General features: G+C 60.1%; 16 protein-coding genes and 1 pseudogene. 11 read left to right on the top strand and 6 right to left on the bottom strand.

Annotated elements, in window-relative coordinates; all coding sequences use genetic code 11:
* Positions 1-72 precede the first annotated feature (72 nt).
* Positions 73-759 carry a GntR family transcriptional regulator gene (locus J4E53_RS03020; RefSeq protein WP_060742951.1) on the top strand — a complete coding sequence of 229 codons (687 nt, stop codon included), beginning with the start codon at positions 73-75 and terminating at the stop codon, positions 757-759.
* A gap of 85 nt (positions 760-844) precedes the next feature.
* On the opposite strand, the gene J4E53_RS03015 is transcribed toward J4E53_RS03020, so the two are convergent.
* From J4E53_RS03015 to J4E53_RS03005, 3 genes are all read right to left on the bottom strand, one after another.
* Positions 845-2,482 carry a bifunctional 3-(3-hydroxy-phenyl)propionate/3-hydroxycinnamic acid hydroxylase gene (locus tag J4E53_RS03015; protein WP_103307828.1) on the bottom strand — a complete coding sequence of 546 codons (1,638 nt, stop codon included), beginning with the start codon at positions 2,480-2,482 and terminating at the stop codon, positions 845-847.
* Positions 2,483-2,582: 100 nt separating this feature from the next.
* Positions 2,583-3,143: a VOC family protein gene (locus J4E53_RS03010; protein WP_060742953.1), complete on the bottom strand. Its 561-nt coding sequence runs from the start codon at positions 3,141-3,143 to the stop codon at positions 2,583-2,585.
* A 40-nt stretch (positions 3,144-3,183) separates the two neighbouring features.
* Complete coding sequence (locus tag J4E53_RS03005) at positions 3,184-4,134, bottom strand: fumarylacetoacetate hydrolase family protein (protein WP_256587123.1); 951 nt, start codon at positions 4,132-4,134, stop codon at positions 3,184-3,186.
* 25 nt (positions 4,135-4,159) lie between these two features.
* On the opposite strand from J4E53_RS03005, the gene J4E53_RS03000 reads away from it, so the two are divergent.
* The 6 genes and pseudogenes from J4E53_RS03000 to J4E53_RS02975 all read left to right on the top strand — a co-directional run.
* Positions 4,160-4,741, top strand: coding sequence for an amino acid synthesis family protein (locus J4E53_RS03000; protein WP_060742955.1), 582 nt, complete (start codon positions 4,160-4,162; stop codon positions 4,739-4,741).
* A gap of 71 nt (positions 4,742-4,812) precedes the next feature.
* Complete coding sequence (locus J4E53_RS02995; protein WP_060742956.1) at positions 4,813-5,928, top strand: alcohol dehydrogenase catalytic domain-containing protein; 1,116 nt, start codon at positions 4,813-4,815, stop codon at positions 5,926-5,928.
* A 68-nt stretch (positions 5,929-5,996) separates the two neighbouring features.
* The gene (locus tag J4E53_RS02990; RefSeq protein WP_103307830.1) at positions 5,997-6,524 is read left to right on the top strand and encodes a cupin domain-containing protein; all 528 of its coding nucleotides are present in this window, start codon (positions 5,997-5,999) and stop codon (positions 6,522-6,524) included.
* Between the two features lie 38 nt (positions 6,525-6,562).
* Complete coding sequence (locus J4E53_RS02985) at positions 6,563-7,411, top strand: 3-hydroxyacyl-CoA dehydrogenase NAD-binding domain-containing protein (protein ID WP_103307831.1); 849 nt, start codon at positions 6,563-6,565, stop codon at positions 7,409-7,411.
* Positions 7,398-7,979 (top strand): TetR/AcrR family transcriptional regulator, encoded by a 582-nt coding sequence (locus tag J4E53_RS02980; RefSeq protein ID WP_103307832.1) that lies wholly within the window; start codon positions 7,398-7,400, stop codon positions 7,977-7,979. Before J4E53_RS02985 ends, J4E53_RS02980 begins: the two co-directional genes overlap by 14 nt.
* A 172-nt stretch (positions 7,980-8,151) precedes the next feature.
* Positions 8,152-8,421: pseudogene (locus tag J4E53_RS02975) on the top strand (LLM class flavin-dependent oxidoreductase); the annotation flags it as partial.
* Between the two features lie 40 nt (positions 8,422-8,461).
* On the opposite strand, the gene J4E53_RS02970 reads toward J4E53_RS02975, so the two are convergent.
* Genes J4E53_RS02970 through J4E53_RS02960 form a run of 3 tightly spaced genes read right to left on the bottom strand, consistent with a single transcriptional unit; the run spans position 8,462 to position 11,006 of the window.
* On the bottom strand, positions 8,462-9,220 hold the full coding sequence (locus J4E53_RS02970; RefSeq protein WP_060742960.1) for a PAS domain-containing protein: 759 nt from the start codon (positions 9,218-9,220) through the stop codon (positions 8,462-8,464).
* Positions 9,221-9,892: a response regulator gene (locus J4E53_RS02965; protein ID WP_103307833.1), complete on the bottom strand. Its 672-nt coding sequence runs from the start codon at positions 9,890-9,892 to the stop codon at positions 9,221-9,223.
* The gene (locus J4E53_RS02960) at positions 9,861-11,006 is read right to left on the bottom strand and encodes an ATP-binding protein (RefSeq protein ID WP_371919200.1); all 1,146 of its coding nucleotides are present in this window, start codon (positions 11,004-11,006) and stop codon (positions 9,861-9,863) included. The genes J4E53_RS02965 and J4E53_RS02960 overlap by 32 nt, the downstream gene beginning before the upstream one ends.
* A gap of 223 nt (positions 11,007-11,229) precedes the next feature.
* On the opposite strand from J4E53_RS02960, the gene J4E53_RS02955 reads away from it, so the two are divergent.
* From J4E53_RS02955 to J4E53_RS02940, 4 genes are read left to right on the top strand one after another with little or no spacing between them, the layout of a single operon-like run.
* Positions 11,230-11,742 carry a dimethylamine monooxygenase subunit DmmA family protein gene (locus J4E53_RS02955; protein WP_103307835.1) on the top strand — a complete coding sequence of 171 codons (513 nt, stop codon included), beginning with the start codon at positions 11,230-11,232 and terminating at the stop codon, positions 11,740-11,742.
* Entirely contained in the window at positions 11,739-12,668 is a 930-nt protein-coding gene (locus J4E53_RS02950) for a PDR/VanB family oxidoreductase (RefSeq protein ID WP_103307836.1), read from the top strand. The genes J4E53_RS02955 and J4E53_RS02950 overlap by 4 nt, the downstream gene beginning before the upstream one ends.
* 9 nt (positions 12,669-12,677) lie before the next feature.
* The gene (locus J4E53_RS02945) at positions 12,678-13,694 is read left to right on the top strand and encodes a DUF3445 domain-containing protein (protein WP_103307837.1); all 1,017 of its coding nucleotides are present in this window, start codon (positions 12,678-12,680) and stop codon (positions 13,692-13,694) included.
* A gap of 34 nt (positions 13,695-13,728) precedes the next feature.
* Positions 13,729-14,859 (top strand): aminomethyltransferase family protein, encoded by a 1,131-nt coding sequence (locus tag J4E53_RS02940; RefSeq protein ID WP_103307838.1) that lies wholly within the window; start codon positions 13,729-13,731, stop codon positions 14,857-14,859.
* Positions 14,860-14,873: the final 14 nt, after the last annotated feature.

Genomic DNA, 14,873 nt, shown 5'->3' with positions numbered 1-14,873 from the left:
AATCAGCCTTTGCACTAAAGTCTGTTTTGCGCATAAAATCGGTTTGGTGCAAATTTCAGGACGGCTCCGACCATGATTCCCTCCCCCAGCATTCCGCTGATCGATGTCGCGTTGACGAAGATGAAAAAAGCGATCGTCTGTTGTGAGCTGGCTCCCGGCGAAAAACTCAAGGTCGCAGAGTTGTCCAAGACCTACGGCCTCAGCAGCTCGCCGATTCGTGAAGCCCTCAATCGATTGACCCAGGATGGCGTGGTCGAAGCCAGCGATAACAAGGGCTTCAGGGTTGCCCCCATTTCCGTCACTGATTTTCGCGACATCACACGCATGCGCTGCTTACTGGAGTGCGAGGCGTTGGCCGATGCCATTACGCATGGCGACGATGCTTGGGAAGCCGATGTGCTGGGGGCTTTTCACCGCCTGAACCTGGTCGAGAAAAAACTCGGAAGCGGTGTGCTGGTGCTCGATGATGAATGGTCGACCCGACACAAGGCCTTTCACTTCGCCCTGTTCGCGGCGTGCCCCTCGCCGTTGTTGTTGAAGATGATCGACTCGCTGTTTGATCGGGCCGAACGCTACCGGCGCTTTTCCGCCCAGCAGCGGGTCACCCAGCGGCACAAGGGCAACGAGCACCAGAAGTTGATGGACGCGGCCCTTGCTCGCGACACCGAGAAAGCCGTCACCTTGCTGCGCAATCACATCCAGGAAACCCTGGGCCGGATTGTCGAAGCCATAGAACGCCGACAAGCCACGCTTCAATAGACTTAATGACACATCACAAAAAAACCTTCGCCTAGCACTGTGTTCGTGGACCGTGCCAGGCGAAGGGCGTGTTGCCTTTCAGGCTTTAAGCCTGTGCGAACCTGATCGTCTTATCACAGACGCCGCCTTGGGCCGGCGTGGGTTTCTGCGGCGGCTTGCACCACAGCGCAAGCTCCATGCCCTCGAGCAACTCCATCGCCCAGGCCACCGTCACCGCCCCGCCATATACGTAGTGATCGGGCCGCACGATCACCACATTGCACCCTCGCTGTTCCAGCCATTGCGCCAGCAGTCCATCGACTTCCTGGTACTCATCGGCAGCGCGGGCTCCTGATTGCTCAGGGTTGACCAACCGCACGACGTGGATAGGCAAGCCTTTAAGCGACTGGCTGCTGCGCAGGCATCTCAACAACGCAGTGGCATCGAAGCCGGGGGCAATGACCACACGAAACGCCTGGCCGGTAAACTCATCAAGCAAGGCCTGCTTGCCGACATGGTTGATCACCATTGGCTGGGGAAACAGCTCACCGGCCGGCGACACTTGCGCGATAAACCCCTGGGACAGACCGGGGATCAGCGATTGCCGGATGGTCCCGCCCGGGTTCTCCTTCATATGTTCGATCAGCCGTGTATCCCGGTTCGCGGCTCTCTCGCTGTCGCGCTCGCAGATCACACCGCCGAACTCCTTGGCCGCCAGGGTAGTCTGGCGCACATGAGGGATACGCTCGATCTGATAGGTTTCCAGGAAATCCGGAGCCGCCAGCCCTTCTTTCACCAGGGCGATTTTCCAGACCAGATTCAAGGCATCGCGAATCCCCTGGCACATGCCTTGCGCCAGGAATGGCGGCGTCATGTGGGCCGCGTCCCCGAGAAAGAACACCCGCTCGGCTTTCCACTGCTCCAGGATCAATGCATGGAATCGGTACGCCGAAGCCCGCCATAACTGATAGTCCTGCTCTGGCAACCAGCGGGCAATCAGCTTCTTGATCGTTTCAGGCTTTGAGATTTCCGAAGGCTGCTCGTCCGGATTGATCATGAACTCCCAGCGACGATGACGCCCGGGGCCGACGACAAAGGTGCACGGCCTGGCCAATTCGCAGAACTGAACGTTCGTCTTCGGCAGGTCCTCCCCCGCCCCTTCGTTGAGGATCACATCGACCACCAGCCACGGCTCGTCGAACGCCAGGTCGTCCATCTTCAACCCCAAGCGGGTGCGGATCGGGCTGGTGCCGCCATCGCAGGCCAGCACATGGGTCGCCGTGACCGTGCGTTCGGTTCCGTCCTTCGCCTGGATGCGCACATTAGCCTGGGACTCGACGGAGTCGACCGACAGCACCTCGGAGCCAAGCTCAACGGTTACCGATTTGAAACGGGCAATTTTGTCGCGAAGGGCGCGCTCCACCGGCGGCTGGGAAAACACATAATTTGGCGCCCAGCCCAGTGGAAACGGCGGCTTGGCAGCGTCAATGCGCTTGATCAATTGTGAACCGGTCGTGCGGTATTCCGAGGGGCGATAAGGCATGACATGTTCGGCAATATCGTCAGCCAGGCCGATATTGCCGAAGACGCGCATCACCTCATGGTCAAAGCCCATGGCCCGAGGGTTGGCATAGACCGTTTCGCACTTGTCCACCACCAGGGCATTGAGCCCCCACAGACCGGCCAGATTGGCGCACAACGCGCCCACCGGTCCCATTCCAACAATGATGACATCGTAGTCCATCGTCTACTCCGCTTCTTGTAGTTATCGATTGCGCGTGCTGGTTGATGCCGATAGCGACGCCTGCTCGTCAACCAGGCATCGCCTTTACCGGACGGAACGATCAGGCAATCCGGACCCGCTGTTCTTCGATTTTCGCGCGGATGGAGTCCATCCATTGCGCACGTGTCTGGAACCCTGGACGGCGTATGCACATCGCCTCGGTCTGGGCCAGAATGACCTCGGTCGGTAACTCGAGGTCCAGCGGTTCCTTGCACGGCTGAGCGGTATAGAACGGTGTATCGACATACATCTCGACGGGATTGCCTTCAGGGTCCTTGAAATAGATCGACCAGGCATTCCCGTGATCCACTTGGGCGATGCCCTCAATGCCGCTTTTTTTGGCGAATTGGTAGTAGGCCTTCAGGTCATCCAACGAATTGAGCAGGAACGACAGTTGATTGATCGGGTTGAATGGCAGATCAACAGGTTTGCCGTCAAAGAGCACGACCTGATGGTGCAGCTCCGGATTCTGCGTCATGAAAAACAGGCGATGCCCGGTCGAGGCCACGCCTTTGTCGCTGACGATGAAACCCAGGACGCGACAGTAAAAGTCGACCATCCGATCCAGGTCTGAACAGAACACGCCGGAATGGGTGAAATTGATAGTGGGTAACGCGGGCATGTGGAACCTCCAGTTTTTATGATTGTGTAGAGGACAACGCTCAGGCTTCGTCAATGACGCCGTTCGATAGGGTCCCGATTTCAGTGATGACCACCTCGAACACATCACCGGGTTTCAAGAAAATCGGCGGTTTGCGCTTGAAGCCGATCCCGCTCGGCGTGCCGGTTGCCAGAATGTCGCCCGGGTTCCATGGCAGCGCCTTGGACACGTAGGAGATCAAATGTGGAATGTCGAAAGCCAGCTCCGAGAGGCTGCCTTCCTGCAGTTGCTCACCGTTAAGAATGCCCCGTACCACCAGCGTACGGTAATCGGAAACTTCCGACGCTGGAATGATCCAGGGGCCCAGTGCGCCAGTTTTTCTGAACGTCTTGCCCATGCCGTACTGGTGCGTATGGAACTGCCAATCCCGCACGCTAGCATCGTTGAAACAGGTGTAGCCCGCCACATGGTCCATGGCATCGGCCGGATCGATGTGCGCGCCACCTTTCCCAATGACGACGGCCAGTTCAGCTTCGAAGTCGAACTGCTCCGAGACTTTTGGCCTGACCAGTGGTTCGCCGTGGGGCAGTAGCGTTTCGGCAAATCGCTGGAATATCACCGGAAACTCCCCGACCTTCCGGCCGGCCTCTTCAGCGTGAGCCACATAGTTGATGCCCACACAGATAACCTTGCCGGGATTCGGTATGACGGCCTCCAGTTGAATGCTGGAAAACGAATAATCGGCCTGGGCGGTCTCGACGATCTTGCGTGCCTCCTGTACCAGCAGTCGATTGGCCAGAAAGGTGGCGAGGTCCGGAACCTGCGCAAAACGACGGGTCAGCTCGACCACCCCATCACCTGACACGACGCCAAAATGGGCCCTCCCTTCTTTGCGGTACGAAATCAGCTTCATGTTCTTCTCCTGTTTTTTGTGCATAAAAACTAATTTCTTGCACCATACATCATTAAATGCATAATGCAAAAGGTCGCGAAAAAAAATAATGAGCCCCATGAGGCTCCTGGTTCTGGAGGCAAGCATGTCGCTGGTGATGGTTCGTAAGATCAAACTGGACATCGAAGAAATATTCCACGAGGGAGGCCCCCGTACATCAACGCCGTTACGCATTGCGGTCGCCACCGCGGTGGTCACCAATCCCTACGCCGGCAGGTATGAAGAAGACCTGCTGCCATTCATGCAGGAGCTCAGGGGTTTAGGCGCACAACTGTCGGAGCAATTGATCCAGGCACTGGGCGGCGCCGCGCAAGTGCAGGCTTATGGCAAGGGCGCGATTGTCGGTGAAGACGGCGAGCTGGAACACGGAGCGGTCTGGCACGAAGCCGGTGGCTGGGCCATGCGTGAGGCACTGGGCAACCCCAAGGCCATCGTTCCAGCAGGCAAGACTATCGGTGGTCCTGGTTGCCGGGTGATGATTCCGCTGGGGCATATCCAGGCAGCTTATGTCCGCAGTCATTTTGGTGTGGCGGAAATGACGGTATGGGACGGCCCCCGCCGCGGGGAAATCGCTTTCGGCCTGGCCATGGCTACCGGCGGCAGGATCCATTCGCGACTGGGCGGCCTGGCGGTCGCCGACGTGAGAGGTGAAGACGGCTTACGTTGACGCCAAGGTTTTGAAGTGTCGCTCCACGATTACGCACTACGACAAAAATAATATGAGTATCGGAGAACATCATGACTGCAAAAACGATGCGCGCCGCACGCCTGTATGAAGGCGGCAAACCCATGGTCATCGAGCAGTTGCCCGTACCGGGCATTCGTCCAACTGAAGTGCTCGTCAAGATCAAGGCATGCGGGATCGTCCCCAACCTCCACAACATCCTGACAAACTGGGTCAAGTGGTTCCCGCAAAATCCCCTGCCGAAACTGCCGGCGACTTTTGGCCTCGACCCCACAGGGATCATCGAGGCCGTAGGCGAACAGGTCTACGACTTCAAGGTCGGTGACCGGGTCTACGTCAATCCGGGCCGCCACTGTGGTTCGTGTCGAGCCTGTCGTGCGGGCAATACCATCGCCTGCACGGCCTACACCTTCAATGGCTATTTCGGCTTCACGCCAAAAAGCCCGCGCATGTTCGAAGACTATCCCTACGGCGGTCTTTGCGAGTACATCCCTGCGCCGCAATACAGCCTGGTGAAACTGCCCGATAACCTCAGCTTCGAGACTGCCGCGCGACTGGGCTACCTGGGTACCGCCTACAAGGCGATGCTCAAGGCCAATGTCGGGCCTGGCACCGTCCTGCTGATCAACGGCATCAGTGGCACACTCGGCCTGGGTGCTGTCGCACTGGCCCTGGCGATGGGCGTTCGCAAGATCCTCGGCACAGCTCGCAACGCGGAGCTCTTCCAACGCGTGAAAGACCTCGCCGCGCCAGGCCGGATTGAGATCCATACCCTGGGCACGCTGCCAACCAATGAGTGGGTCAATGAAGTGACACACGGTGAAGGTGTCGATGTGGTGATCGATGCCCTGGGCCCAGGCGCCCCTCACGAGACCCTGACCCAAGCCCTCAAATCCATTCACCGCGGCGGTCATCTGGTCAATATCGGTGCTATCGCAGGTGAGGTTCCCATCGATCTGCACTGGATCATGGACAACGACATCCAGATCAGCGGCTCGGCCTGGTTCACCACAGGTCAAGGACAAGCCATGGCGGACATGGTGGAGTCTGGAACGCTGGATCTTTCATTCTTCGAAAACACGGCCTTCAGCCTGGAAAAGGTGAACGACGCGATTACCGGTATCGAAAATCGCCAGGGTGGCTTCAGCAACTACGTGATCTGCCCCTGACATTAACGAAACCCGTTCAACACTACGGCGGGCACCCTGATGCCCGCCCACCGAATCCAGAGAATGCCATGAAAATTCGAAGAGTCGTCACCGGCCTGGATGCCACAGGCCAATCTGTGTTCATCAGCGATGATGTGGCCCCGCGGTCTTGTGCCTTTGAGTCCATTCCCGGCCATGCCATGGCGCACCTGTGGTCCACCGGTTCAACGGCCGGCGCGCAGCAGGACCCCACCCTGGGGCACCCTTCCCTGGTGCCTGGGCCAGGCGAAACCAGTCTGGCAATCTATGATTTTCCGCCGGACACCGTGATGCAGAACCCGACGGATGTCGGACAGATGATCGAGGAATTGGGCGGCGCCCTGCCCGGCTTGTTCGAATGCTTCGAACCGGACCATCCGGGCATGCACACGACGCCGACCATCGACTACGGCATCCTGCTCCAGGGCGAACTCTGGCTGGAGCTGGACAATGGCGAACAAAAACTGATCCGGCCCGGCGAGGTTGTCATCCAGCGTGGAACCCGGCATGCCTGGCGTAACAAGAGCGATCAAATCGCCCGCGCGCTGTTCGTGATGATCGGCACGAAGCGTGACTAGTCGACACACTCTCTCCCACCGAACCTTAGGTGCTCAACATGACCCTGCAGCACATTGCAGTGATTGGCGCCGGCACAATGGGCAGTGGAATCGCCCAAACCTGTGCGGCAGCCGGCCATACGTTATTGCTCATCGATATCCATGAACAGGCGCTCGGCCGGGGCCTGCAAATCGTGCAAAAAAACCTGGACCGGCAAGTTGAAAAAGGGACACTCCTCCCTGCGCAAGCCATTGAGACCCTGCAACGCATCTATACCTCGACCCATTACACCGACCTGGATCAAATGGACGTAGTGATCGAAGCGGCCACGGAGGACTTGTTACTCAAGCGCAAGATCTTGCAGCAGGTTGACACCCATGCTCGCCTGGATTGCCTGATCGCCAGCAACACTTCATCGCTATCGATTACCGAATTGGCGGCGAGTATCAAACACCCGGAACGCTTCATGGGGATTCACTTCTTCAACCCCGTGCCGATCATGGGCCTGGTGGAGCTGATCCGTGGCTTGCAAACCAGCGACGCGACCTGTTCCACCGCCGGGGCACTGATCGAACAGTTGGGCAAGACCGCGATCCACACACAGAATCGCCCGGGCTTCATGGTCAACCGAATCCTCATTCCGATGATCAATGAAGCGATTTTCGTCCTTCAGGAAAACGGCGATGCCCAAGCAATCGACGCGAGCATGCGCCTGGGCTGCAACCAACCGATCGGGCCACTCGCATTGGCTGACCTCATTGGCCTGGATACCGTGCTGGGAATTCTGGACAACCTGCAAACAGGTTTTGGCGATCCGAAATACCGACCTGCCCCGCTGCTCAAAGAGATGGTCGCAGCAGGATTGCTAGGCAAAAAATCCGGACGTGGCTTTCATGTCTACAGCTGAAACTTGCGGCGGGTATGACACGATCCGAGAACGGGCCCTGGAGCTTTTCGTCAGCAAGGGATTCGGACAGGTCAGCATGCGCGAACTGGCTCGCCACGTAGGTATCGCCCCTGGCTCGCTGTACAACCATTTCCCCAGCAAACAAGCCCTGTTGTTCGACCTGATCGAAGAGTTCTACGAAGAACTCCACCTGTTGGTCCAGCAACCTGTGCGGCAACACACCGCTGGACCTCGACCACTGTCGAACCTGATTGCCGCCCACCTGCGCCTGCACCGTGAGCGGCCCCTGCATTTTCGGCTGGCGTTACAGGGTTTCGCCTATCTTGATACCGCCCAGAAGCAACACATCATCCTCAAACGCGGCAGATATGAGCATGCGTTTCTGCGCGCGGTGTTCAGCGATACGTTCAGCGCGCACGAAACAGTTACGGCAGCCGGGCCCATCATCACGCGACTTCTCAACTGCCTGCCGGATTGGCTTGAGGAACGCTCGTTGACTGATGAGGCTTATACCCATCTGGTCGAGCGGCTGATAAGGGGGGCTGTGCAGGAGTGTTCGGCACCTTAGTCTGTACATGTCGACTTGCACGAGGTCGACATTCCACTGGCAGTACAGCATTTGGCTCGAGCAGGACTGGAAACATCTGATCGGCCAGAAGTTGACATCGCTTGCCGGATCACGAAACTTTCAATATTACATGGCATCCGACTGATCAGGCACTGGCCGCTGTTATTGCGCGGAAGTCGGTCTGGCCCGTGGCGCCTATCAGGTAGAGTTCGACCGCATGCCGGCCTCCTCCGGTGGCCAGGCCCTGCGGGAAATGGTCCCGGTGGTGCGCGCCCTGTGGCAAGGCGACTACGCCCATGACGGTGAGATCTGGAAATTCCCCACGTCCACCAGCGTGCCCAAGCCGATCAGCAAACCTCACCCGCCGATGTGGATCGCCGCCCGCGCCCCGGACTCGCACAACTTCGCCGTCGCCAATGGCTGCAACGTGATGGTCACGCCGGGTGCGATTCCCGGCGTTATTCCCTCGCGCAATGGTGTATTCAGCGTCCTCGCCGATCCATGCTGCGCTCGAAAATCGCCCCCTCGATACCCAGCACTTCGCGGGTATCGGCATAGATCCCGACGCCCTTTTCCCAGACATGCTTGATCGATTGATCAGCGCAGCGAATCCGGTAATTGAGTTCGAACGGCTCCTGCCGTGACAAGGCATATTGCACCTCGCGCCAGACGTAATCGGCATCCTGGGCCAGAATCAGGCTGTTGTAGGTGAATTCATGGTTGTCCAACAGCCGCTCCGGTGGATATCCGGTCAGTTGCAGGCAACCGGCACTGACGAATTCCATGGTCCAGTCGCGGTTGTTGCGGCCGCGATAGATCAGCCCCGGCATGCTGTCGAGCAAGCTCATGCTGCTACGCTGGCTGGCCTGCAAGGCAATCTCGCGCCGCTTGTGCGCAGTGATGTCGCCGGCCACCAGATAAAAACCCTGAGACCCGCGCTTCAGGCTGATGTCGAACCAGCGCAGTTCCCCGGAAGGGTGAACAAACCGCAACCGCTGGTTGAACGAGGTTTCAGGACGCCGACGCAATTCATGCAGCGCCTGGCGCCACAACGAACGGTCTTCGTGATGCACATAGTCGATGAGGTTACGTTCCGTACCCGGCAGATCCATCAGCTCGACCCAGGCCAGATTGAAATGGACGATCTGTCCGTTATCGCTCAACTGGAGCAACGCCGCCGGAAAGCGATCCATCAGGTGCAAGGGCAGTGTCTGCCCAAATGCCTCGGCCTGTTCCATCATCTAATGACGCTCCTCGTGTCTCATCGATGTGCCGTTGTGCACCCACGCCGCCAGCTCCAGGCGCGAGTGCAGGTTGAGCTTCTGCAACAGATTTCTCACATAGATTTTGACCGTGCCATCGCTGATCCCCAGTTCCCGGCCGATCTGTTTATTGCTCATGCCAGCGGCGATCAGGGCCAGGGTCTGCCCCTCGCGCTCGGTCAGGTTGCCGGTGTCGAGCGGGGCCGAATCGTACGCAGGCCGGGTCATCGACTCGCCCTGATCGGCCAGCAGCGCAATCAGGGTTGAATCCAGAACGATCGCCCCCTTGTGGCAATTGCGCATGTAGTCCAACAACGCATCAGGCTCGGTTTCCTTGAGCACATAACCACTGGCCCCCAGGCGCAGGGCGGTCAACAGTTCGGCGCGATCCATCGATGCGGTGAGCACCACCACCTGGCAATCGAGGCGCAACTGACGCAGTTCGTCGAGCACCTGCAAACCGCTCAAACCGGGCATGTGCAGATCAAGCAAAACCTGCTGCGGCGCCAGGCTCACGGCCAGGTTGATGCCTTCGCGGCCACTGGCGGCCTGCCCCACCACTTCGAAGTCGTCGCTGGCACCGAACAGCTGTGCCAGTCCCTTGCGGAACAACGGGTGATCATCGATCAGTAATAAGGTCGTGCAGTCCATCGAAACTCCCCTGTGGCAGGTCTTGGTGACGGCGAAGTCCAAGGTGTACGCGGACCCCGTGCGGGCGGATCGCCTCAATGGTCAGTCGGGCGCCGATGCTCGCGGCGCGCTCGCGGATAATCGCCAGGCCGAAATGATTTTCCTCCCCTGAGGCCGGGCTCAGTCCGATGCCGTCATCCTCCACCGAAACAGAAGCATCACCGTCTTGGTTCTGCCGCAACTCGATGCGCACATGCCGCGCATGGGAATGGCGTACCGCATTGGCCAGTGCCTCGCGAATGATCTGCAGAATCTGTAATTCGGTTTCCGGGCTCAAAGCGTCATCAGCCAGGCGATTGTCCAGTTCAAAAACGATGATGCAGCGTCGCGAGAACTCGGCGATAGAATCGGCAAGCGCCTGGCGCAGCGAACGCCCGTCCATGGTCAGACGAGCGCTGGTGATCAGCTCGCGCACCTGACGCTGCAGCTGACTCAAGCCGCCGCACAGTTCCTGCAATACGGCGCTGGCCTGCGCGGGCTCGCCCAACTGCGACTGCAGCGAACGCGCCTGGAACGATAGGTAGCCCAACTGCTGAGCCACCGAATCATGCAGCTCGCGGGCCAGGGCGCCGTGCCGGGATGTAGCCTGTTTGCGCTGTTGTTCACGGGTGTAGCCGCGCAAGCGCACCGTGACGCAGACCGCCTGCGCCGCCTCCTCCACCAACTGGCGCCAGCTTGCGTGGACCGGATGTGGGGTATCGAGCAACAACACCCCTTTGCTCGAATCGTCGCTATGCGGCAAGGCACACAGCAGTCGATGCACGCCCCGTTGCCGGCAAGACCCACAGGCCTGAGCCGCATCCGGCAGTGTCGAGTCACGCCAGGGGCAACGCGCAACGTCCTGACAGCCCTCGAGCAATCCGCGCCGTGCCGGCCCCAGGTCTTCGCCGTCGAGGATCAGATTCAGTCTGCAGGTTGGCAGCAACGCTTCGAAACGATCCAGAAAACCCGACAAGGCACCGTCAGCGTGCACCTGACACAAGGGCAACCCGGCCAGCAGTTTGCGCACGCTGCGCGCCTGCTCGGGGCGGATACGCCCCAACCAGAGCGGCCACCACTGCGGTCGTGTTCGCACTCTCGATAACTCCCCGTCCGGTTGCTCAGCCATGAGTAAAGACCAGCAACTTCCATGCCCCGAACAAGCGTTGCGCAGGGCTTATCTCCAAAGACATAGCCCTTTTTCCGGATTGAGAAGATTTTCCCCATAGGAAAGTATCTTCCCCAACAGGAAACAAACGCCCAATCCAACGCCACCTTTCTCGCGCTTCGACAGACGCGGATCAGCCAGGAAAATCCTCATGACGGATAGACACAGCGCCGCCCCGGACCGACTTCACAGCCTCCCGCGCTATCGCCAGCCGCTGCCTCGTGAAAGCGCCACCCGGCACATCGTGGTCATGCAATCGGCGGCCGCCTGCTCGCCCTTTGCCGGGGAACTGGAACAACCCTTGGTGCTGGATGGCGAGAGCGCCGACTTTTCCCGGCGCCTGCATCAGGTGCTGGTTGGCGCGACCGTCGGCAGCCATCTCTACATCATGGGCGACGAGGCCTTTATCTGGCGCATCCACGGCGAGGCCCGCAGCGCCGGAATGGAAGATGACGAGATCGACATCACCCGCACGATTGCCGGTGCGCGCCGGGTGTATTGCGTGCACTGCGGCCTGACGCAGGTCGCCGGGCCAGAGGCGCTGCTGACTTGCCTCGATTGCGACGTAGGGCTGGAAGTCCGCGAACATTTCTCCCGCCGCCTCGGGGCGTACCTCGGCGTCTGCACCAACCCCGACCAGCCTTATGGCGGAGTCCGGTCATGAGCGCCGCCATCGAAGTGCGGGTCAGCGCAGCGAGAATGCTTACCCCAGTGGTGCGCGAACTCACCCTGCAGGCGTGCGCCGGGCCGCTGCCGGCTTTCTCTCCCGGCAGTCATGTGCAGGTCCACCTGCCACTGGCCGAAGGCAAGCTGCGCAATGCCTATTCACTCACCAGCGACCCGGCGGACAGCCAGCATTACCGCATCGCTGTACGCCTGCAGGAGGCCTCCCGCGGCGGCTCGCATTACCTGCATCGGCAGGTCCAGGTCGGGGACAGGCTGCAGATTTCGCCGCCAGCCAATCTGTTCGCCCTGCACTCGACCGCCAGCCTGCACATCCTGATCGCCGGAGGCATCGGCATCACGCCGTTCATGACCTACATCGCGGCCCTTGAACAACGCCAGGCTCACTTCGAATTGCACTACCTCTGTCGTCCTGGCCTGAGCGATGCCTATGTCGAGGCGTTGCAACAACGGCTGGGATCACGTCTGCACACCTACGCCAGCCGCCCGGACCTGAGCCGGATCCTGCGCGATCGACCACTGGGCAGCCACGTTTACACCTGTGGTCCGCAACCGTTGCTCGATGCGGTTCGGCAACAGGCCAGGGCCCTTGGCTGGCCGCCGGGCCGGGTGCATTGGGAAGCCTTCAATGCCGCACAACCGGGCCAACCCTTCGACCTGGAACTGCTGCGCAGCGGCCAGCGCTTACGCGTCGGCGCCGAACAAAGCCTGCTCGAAGCCCTGGAGTCCGCCGGACTGCAGATCCCCAATCTGTGCCGTGGCGGCGTCTGTGGCCAATGCATCACCCGCCATGTGGCCGGCGACATCGAACACCGCGACAGTTTCCTGAGCTCCGCCGAGCAGGCTGACTTTCTCATGCCTTGTGTCTCCCGCGGCTGCGGCCCTTGCGTTTCGCTGGATCTTTAGGAGTCGACCATGACCATTCAATCAAGCCCCCTGCAGAGTTACCGAGACGACTTCAGTTTTCGCAACAGCCCTACGGCCATCCGCCGTTTTCCCTTCCCCTTCACCGAGGACAGCTACCTGTACTCGGTGAACATCGAACCGGCGATTTCGCGGGACCCAGGCTCGGTTTACCAACACGGGTTCGACATCGACGAACACTACCGTTCGGAAATGGCTGAACGCGCCCTGGTATTGGACAAGGATCCGCGCCGTTACCTGGTGATGCCGCACATGCAAGTGGCAGCCTGGGATGCGTTGCAGATGCTCATGGAACATCTCGCCGTGGATTATCCGCAGTGGTTCTCGCTGGTGCGTGACGCTGATCGCTGGCATTGGCGCAACACGCTGCTGAACATCGATCAGCACTTTGTGTTCGGGGATGCCACCAGCCTGCCCTGCGAACCGTTGGAGTTCATTGGCCGACAGGTACAGGGGGACTTCGCCCTCCTCGATCAACGCGACGGCGATCTGTACATGGACGCCGGCCTGGTCACCAGCCCGGCCGACTGGTCCCTGGCCTTCGACGCCGGCATGAGTTTCAAGCAATGGCATTCACCGGTGCCCATGGCCCACCAGATGGGCATCTTCGACCGCGCGCTGAAGTACCTGCTCAACCTGCAAACGGGGCAGCCGGTGCGGCGCCTGAACTGGACACTGACGATCAATCCGCGCCTGGACTCCTCCCCCGAGACTTTCCATGAATGGGGCGCCGACCGCGGCCGCATCAGCGCCGAAAACGTCGGGCAACAGGTTCACCTGCGGGTCGAGTTGCAAGTGATGGCCCGTCTGCCGCGCAGTAACGCGGTGATGTTCAGCATCCGCACCTACCTGATCAGCATGCAGGAACTGGTCACCCAGCCCGGCTGGGGCTGCCGCCTGCACCGTGTGCTGCGCGACCTGCCCGAGCCGATCGCCGACTACAAGGGCATGAGTCGTTATCGACAGACCCTGGTGGAGTGGCTGAGCCACTTCGATCCGCAAGCCTGACCCCTCACCTACTTTTCCCGACAAGGATCTTCACATGACGCATTCATGGCGTATTTCCGCGCTGGCCGAACGGCACCGCGCACTCGGCTCGAACCTGGAAGACTGGAACGGCATGGGCACTGCCTGGACCTACGACAGCGACCTGGCCGATCACCATCAGGCAATCCGCACCCGGGCCGGGCTGATGGACGTGTCCGGGCTGAAAAAAGTCCACTACGTCGGCCCCCACGCCGAGAGCCTGCTGCAGTGGGCCACCACCCGCGACATCGCCAAGCTCTACCCCGGCAAGTCGGTGTATGCCTCGATGCTCGACGAGGACGGAAAATTCGTCGATGACTGCATCGTCTATCGCACCGGCCCCAACGCTTTCATGGTGGTCCACGGTGCCGGCAGTGGCCACGAAATGCTGGTGCGTTCATCTCAGGGTCGCCAGGTGGCGGTGATGTTCGATGACGACTTGCACGATCTGTCACTGCAAGGGCCGCTGGCGGTGGATTTTCTCGCCGAGCACGTCCCCGGAATCCGTCAGCTGCCCTATTTCCATCACCTGCAAACCCGCCTGTTCGATCGCCCGGTGATGATTTCTCGCACCGGTTACACCGGCGAGCGCGGCTACGAGATCTTCTGCAAGGCCGCCGATGCCCCGGCGCTGTGGGACACGATCCTCGAACAAGGCGCCGGCCTGGGCATCATCCCTTGCGCCTTTACCGCCCTGGACTGGTTGCGGGTGGAAAGCTCGCTGATGTTTTTCCCCTACGACAACTCGCAGATGTACCCCTTCGCCGATCAGAAGGCTGGCGACACCCTGTGGGAAATGGGCCTGGATTTCACCGTTTCCCCGGACAAGCGCGAATTCCGTGGCGCCGAAGAGCACTTCCGGTTGCGCGGCCAGGAGCGCTTCAAGATCACCGGCGTGTTGCTCGAAGGCGTCCGCGCCGCGGAGGCCGGGGACACCTTGTGGCAAGGCAACCAGCAAGTCGGGGTGATCACCTGCGGCATGTATTCGCGCCTGAGCAAGCGCTCCATGGCCATCGCCCGGATGAGCGTCGCCTGCTCGAATCCAGGCGTTGCCCTGCAGGTGCGCGGCAGCCAGGAAAGCGCTGCCGTGACCCACGCCCTGCCCTTCGACGACCCGGAAAAAACCAAGCGCACGGCCAAGGGCTGAGCCTCCAACACTTT

Origin of the sequence: Pseudomonas sp. FW305-28 (assembly GCF_017351395.1) — a bacterium.
In the GTDB taxonomy this organism is placed as follows: domain Bacteria; phylum Pseudomonadota; class Gammaproteobacteria; order Pseudomonadales; family Pseudomonadaceae; genus Aquipseudomonas; species Aquipseudomonas fluorescens_AA.
Note: the sequence above shows the minus strand (reverse complement) of the source record. Positions and strands in the feature narration are given on the sequence as shown.

Excerpts from the sequence above, each read along its gene's own strand:
- J4E53_RS03020 (WP_060742951.1), top strand. The coding sequence starts at position 73 with ATGATTCCCTCCCCCAGCATTCCGCTGATCGATGTCGCGTTGACGAAG.
- J4E53_RS03015 (WP_103307828.1), bottom strand. The coding sequence starts at position 2,482 with ATGGACTACGATGTCATCATTGTTGGAATGGGACCGGTGGGCGCGTTG.
- J4E53_RS03010 (WP_060742953.1), bottom strand. The coding sequence starts at position 3,143 with ATGCCCGCGTTACCCACTATCAATTTCACCCATTCCGGCGTGTTCTGT.
- J4E53_RS03005 (WP_256587123.1), bottom strand. The coding sequence starts at position 4,134 with ATGGGGCTCATTATTTTTTTTCGCGACCTTTTGCATTATGCATTTAAT.
- J4E53_RS03000 (WP_060742955.1), top strand. The coding sequence starts at position 4,160 with ATGTCGCTGGTGATGGTTCGTAAGATCAAACTGGACATCGAAGAAATA.
- J4E53_RS02995 (WP_060742956.1), top strand. The coding sequence starts at position 4,813 with ATGACTGCAAAAACGATGCGCGCCGCACGCCTGTATGAAGGCGGCAAA.
- J4E53_RS02990 (WP_103307830.1), top strand. The coding sequence starts at position 5,997 with ATGAAAATTCGAAGAGTCGTCACCGGCCTGGATGCCACAGGCCAATCT.
- J4E53_RS02985 (WP_103307831.1), top strand. The coding sequence starts at position 6,563 with ATGACCCTGCAGCACATTGCAGTGATTGGCGCCGGCACAATGGGCAGT.
- J4E53_RS02980 (WP_103307832.1), top strand. The coding sequence starts at position 7,398 with ATGTCTACAGCTGAAACTTGCGGCGGGTATGACACGATCCGAGAACGG.
- J4E53_RS02970 (WP_060742960.1), bottom strand. The coding sequence starts at position 9,220 with ATGATGGAACAGGCCGAGGCATTTGGGCAGACACTGCCCTTGCACCTG.
- J4E53_RS02965 (WP_103307833.1), bottom strand. The coding sequence starts at position 9,892 with ATGGACTGCACGACCTTATTACTGATCGATGATCACCCGTTGTTCCGC.
- J4E53_RS02955 (WP_103307835.1), top strand. The coding sequence starts at position 11,230 with ATGACGGATAGACACAGCGCCGCCCCGGACCGACTTCACAGCCTCCCG.
- J4E53_RS02950 (WP_103307836.1), top strand. The coding sequence starts at position 11,739 with ATGAGCGCCGCCATCGAAGTGCGGGTCAGCGCAGCGAGAATGCTTACC.
- J4E53_RS02945 (WP_103307837.1), top strand. The coding sequence starts at position 12,678 with ATGACCATTCAATCAAGCCCCCTGCAGAGTTACCGAGACGACTTCAGT.
- J4E53_RS02940 (WP_103307838.1), top strand. The coding sequence starts at position 13,729 with ATGACGCATTCATGGCGTATTTCCGCGCTGGCCGAACGGCACCGCGCA.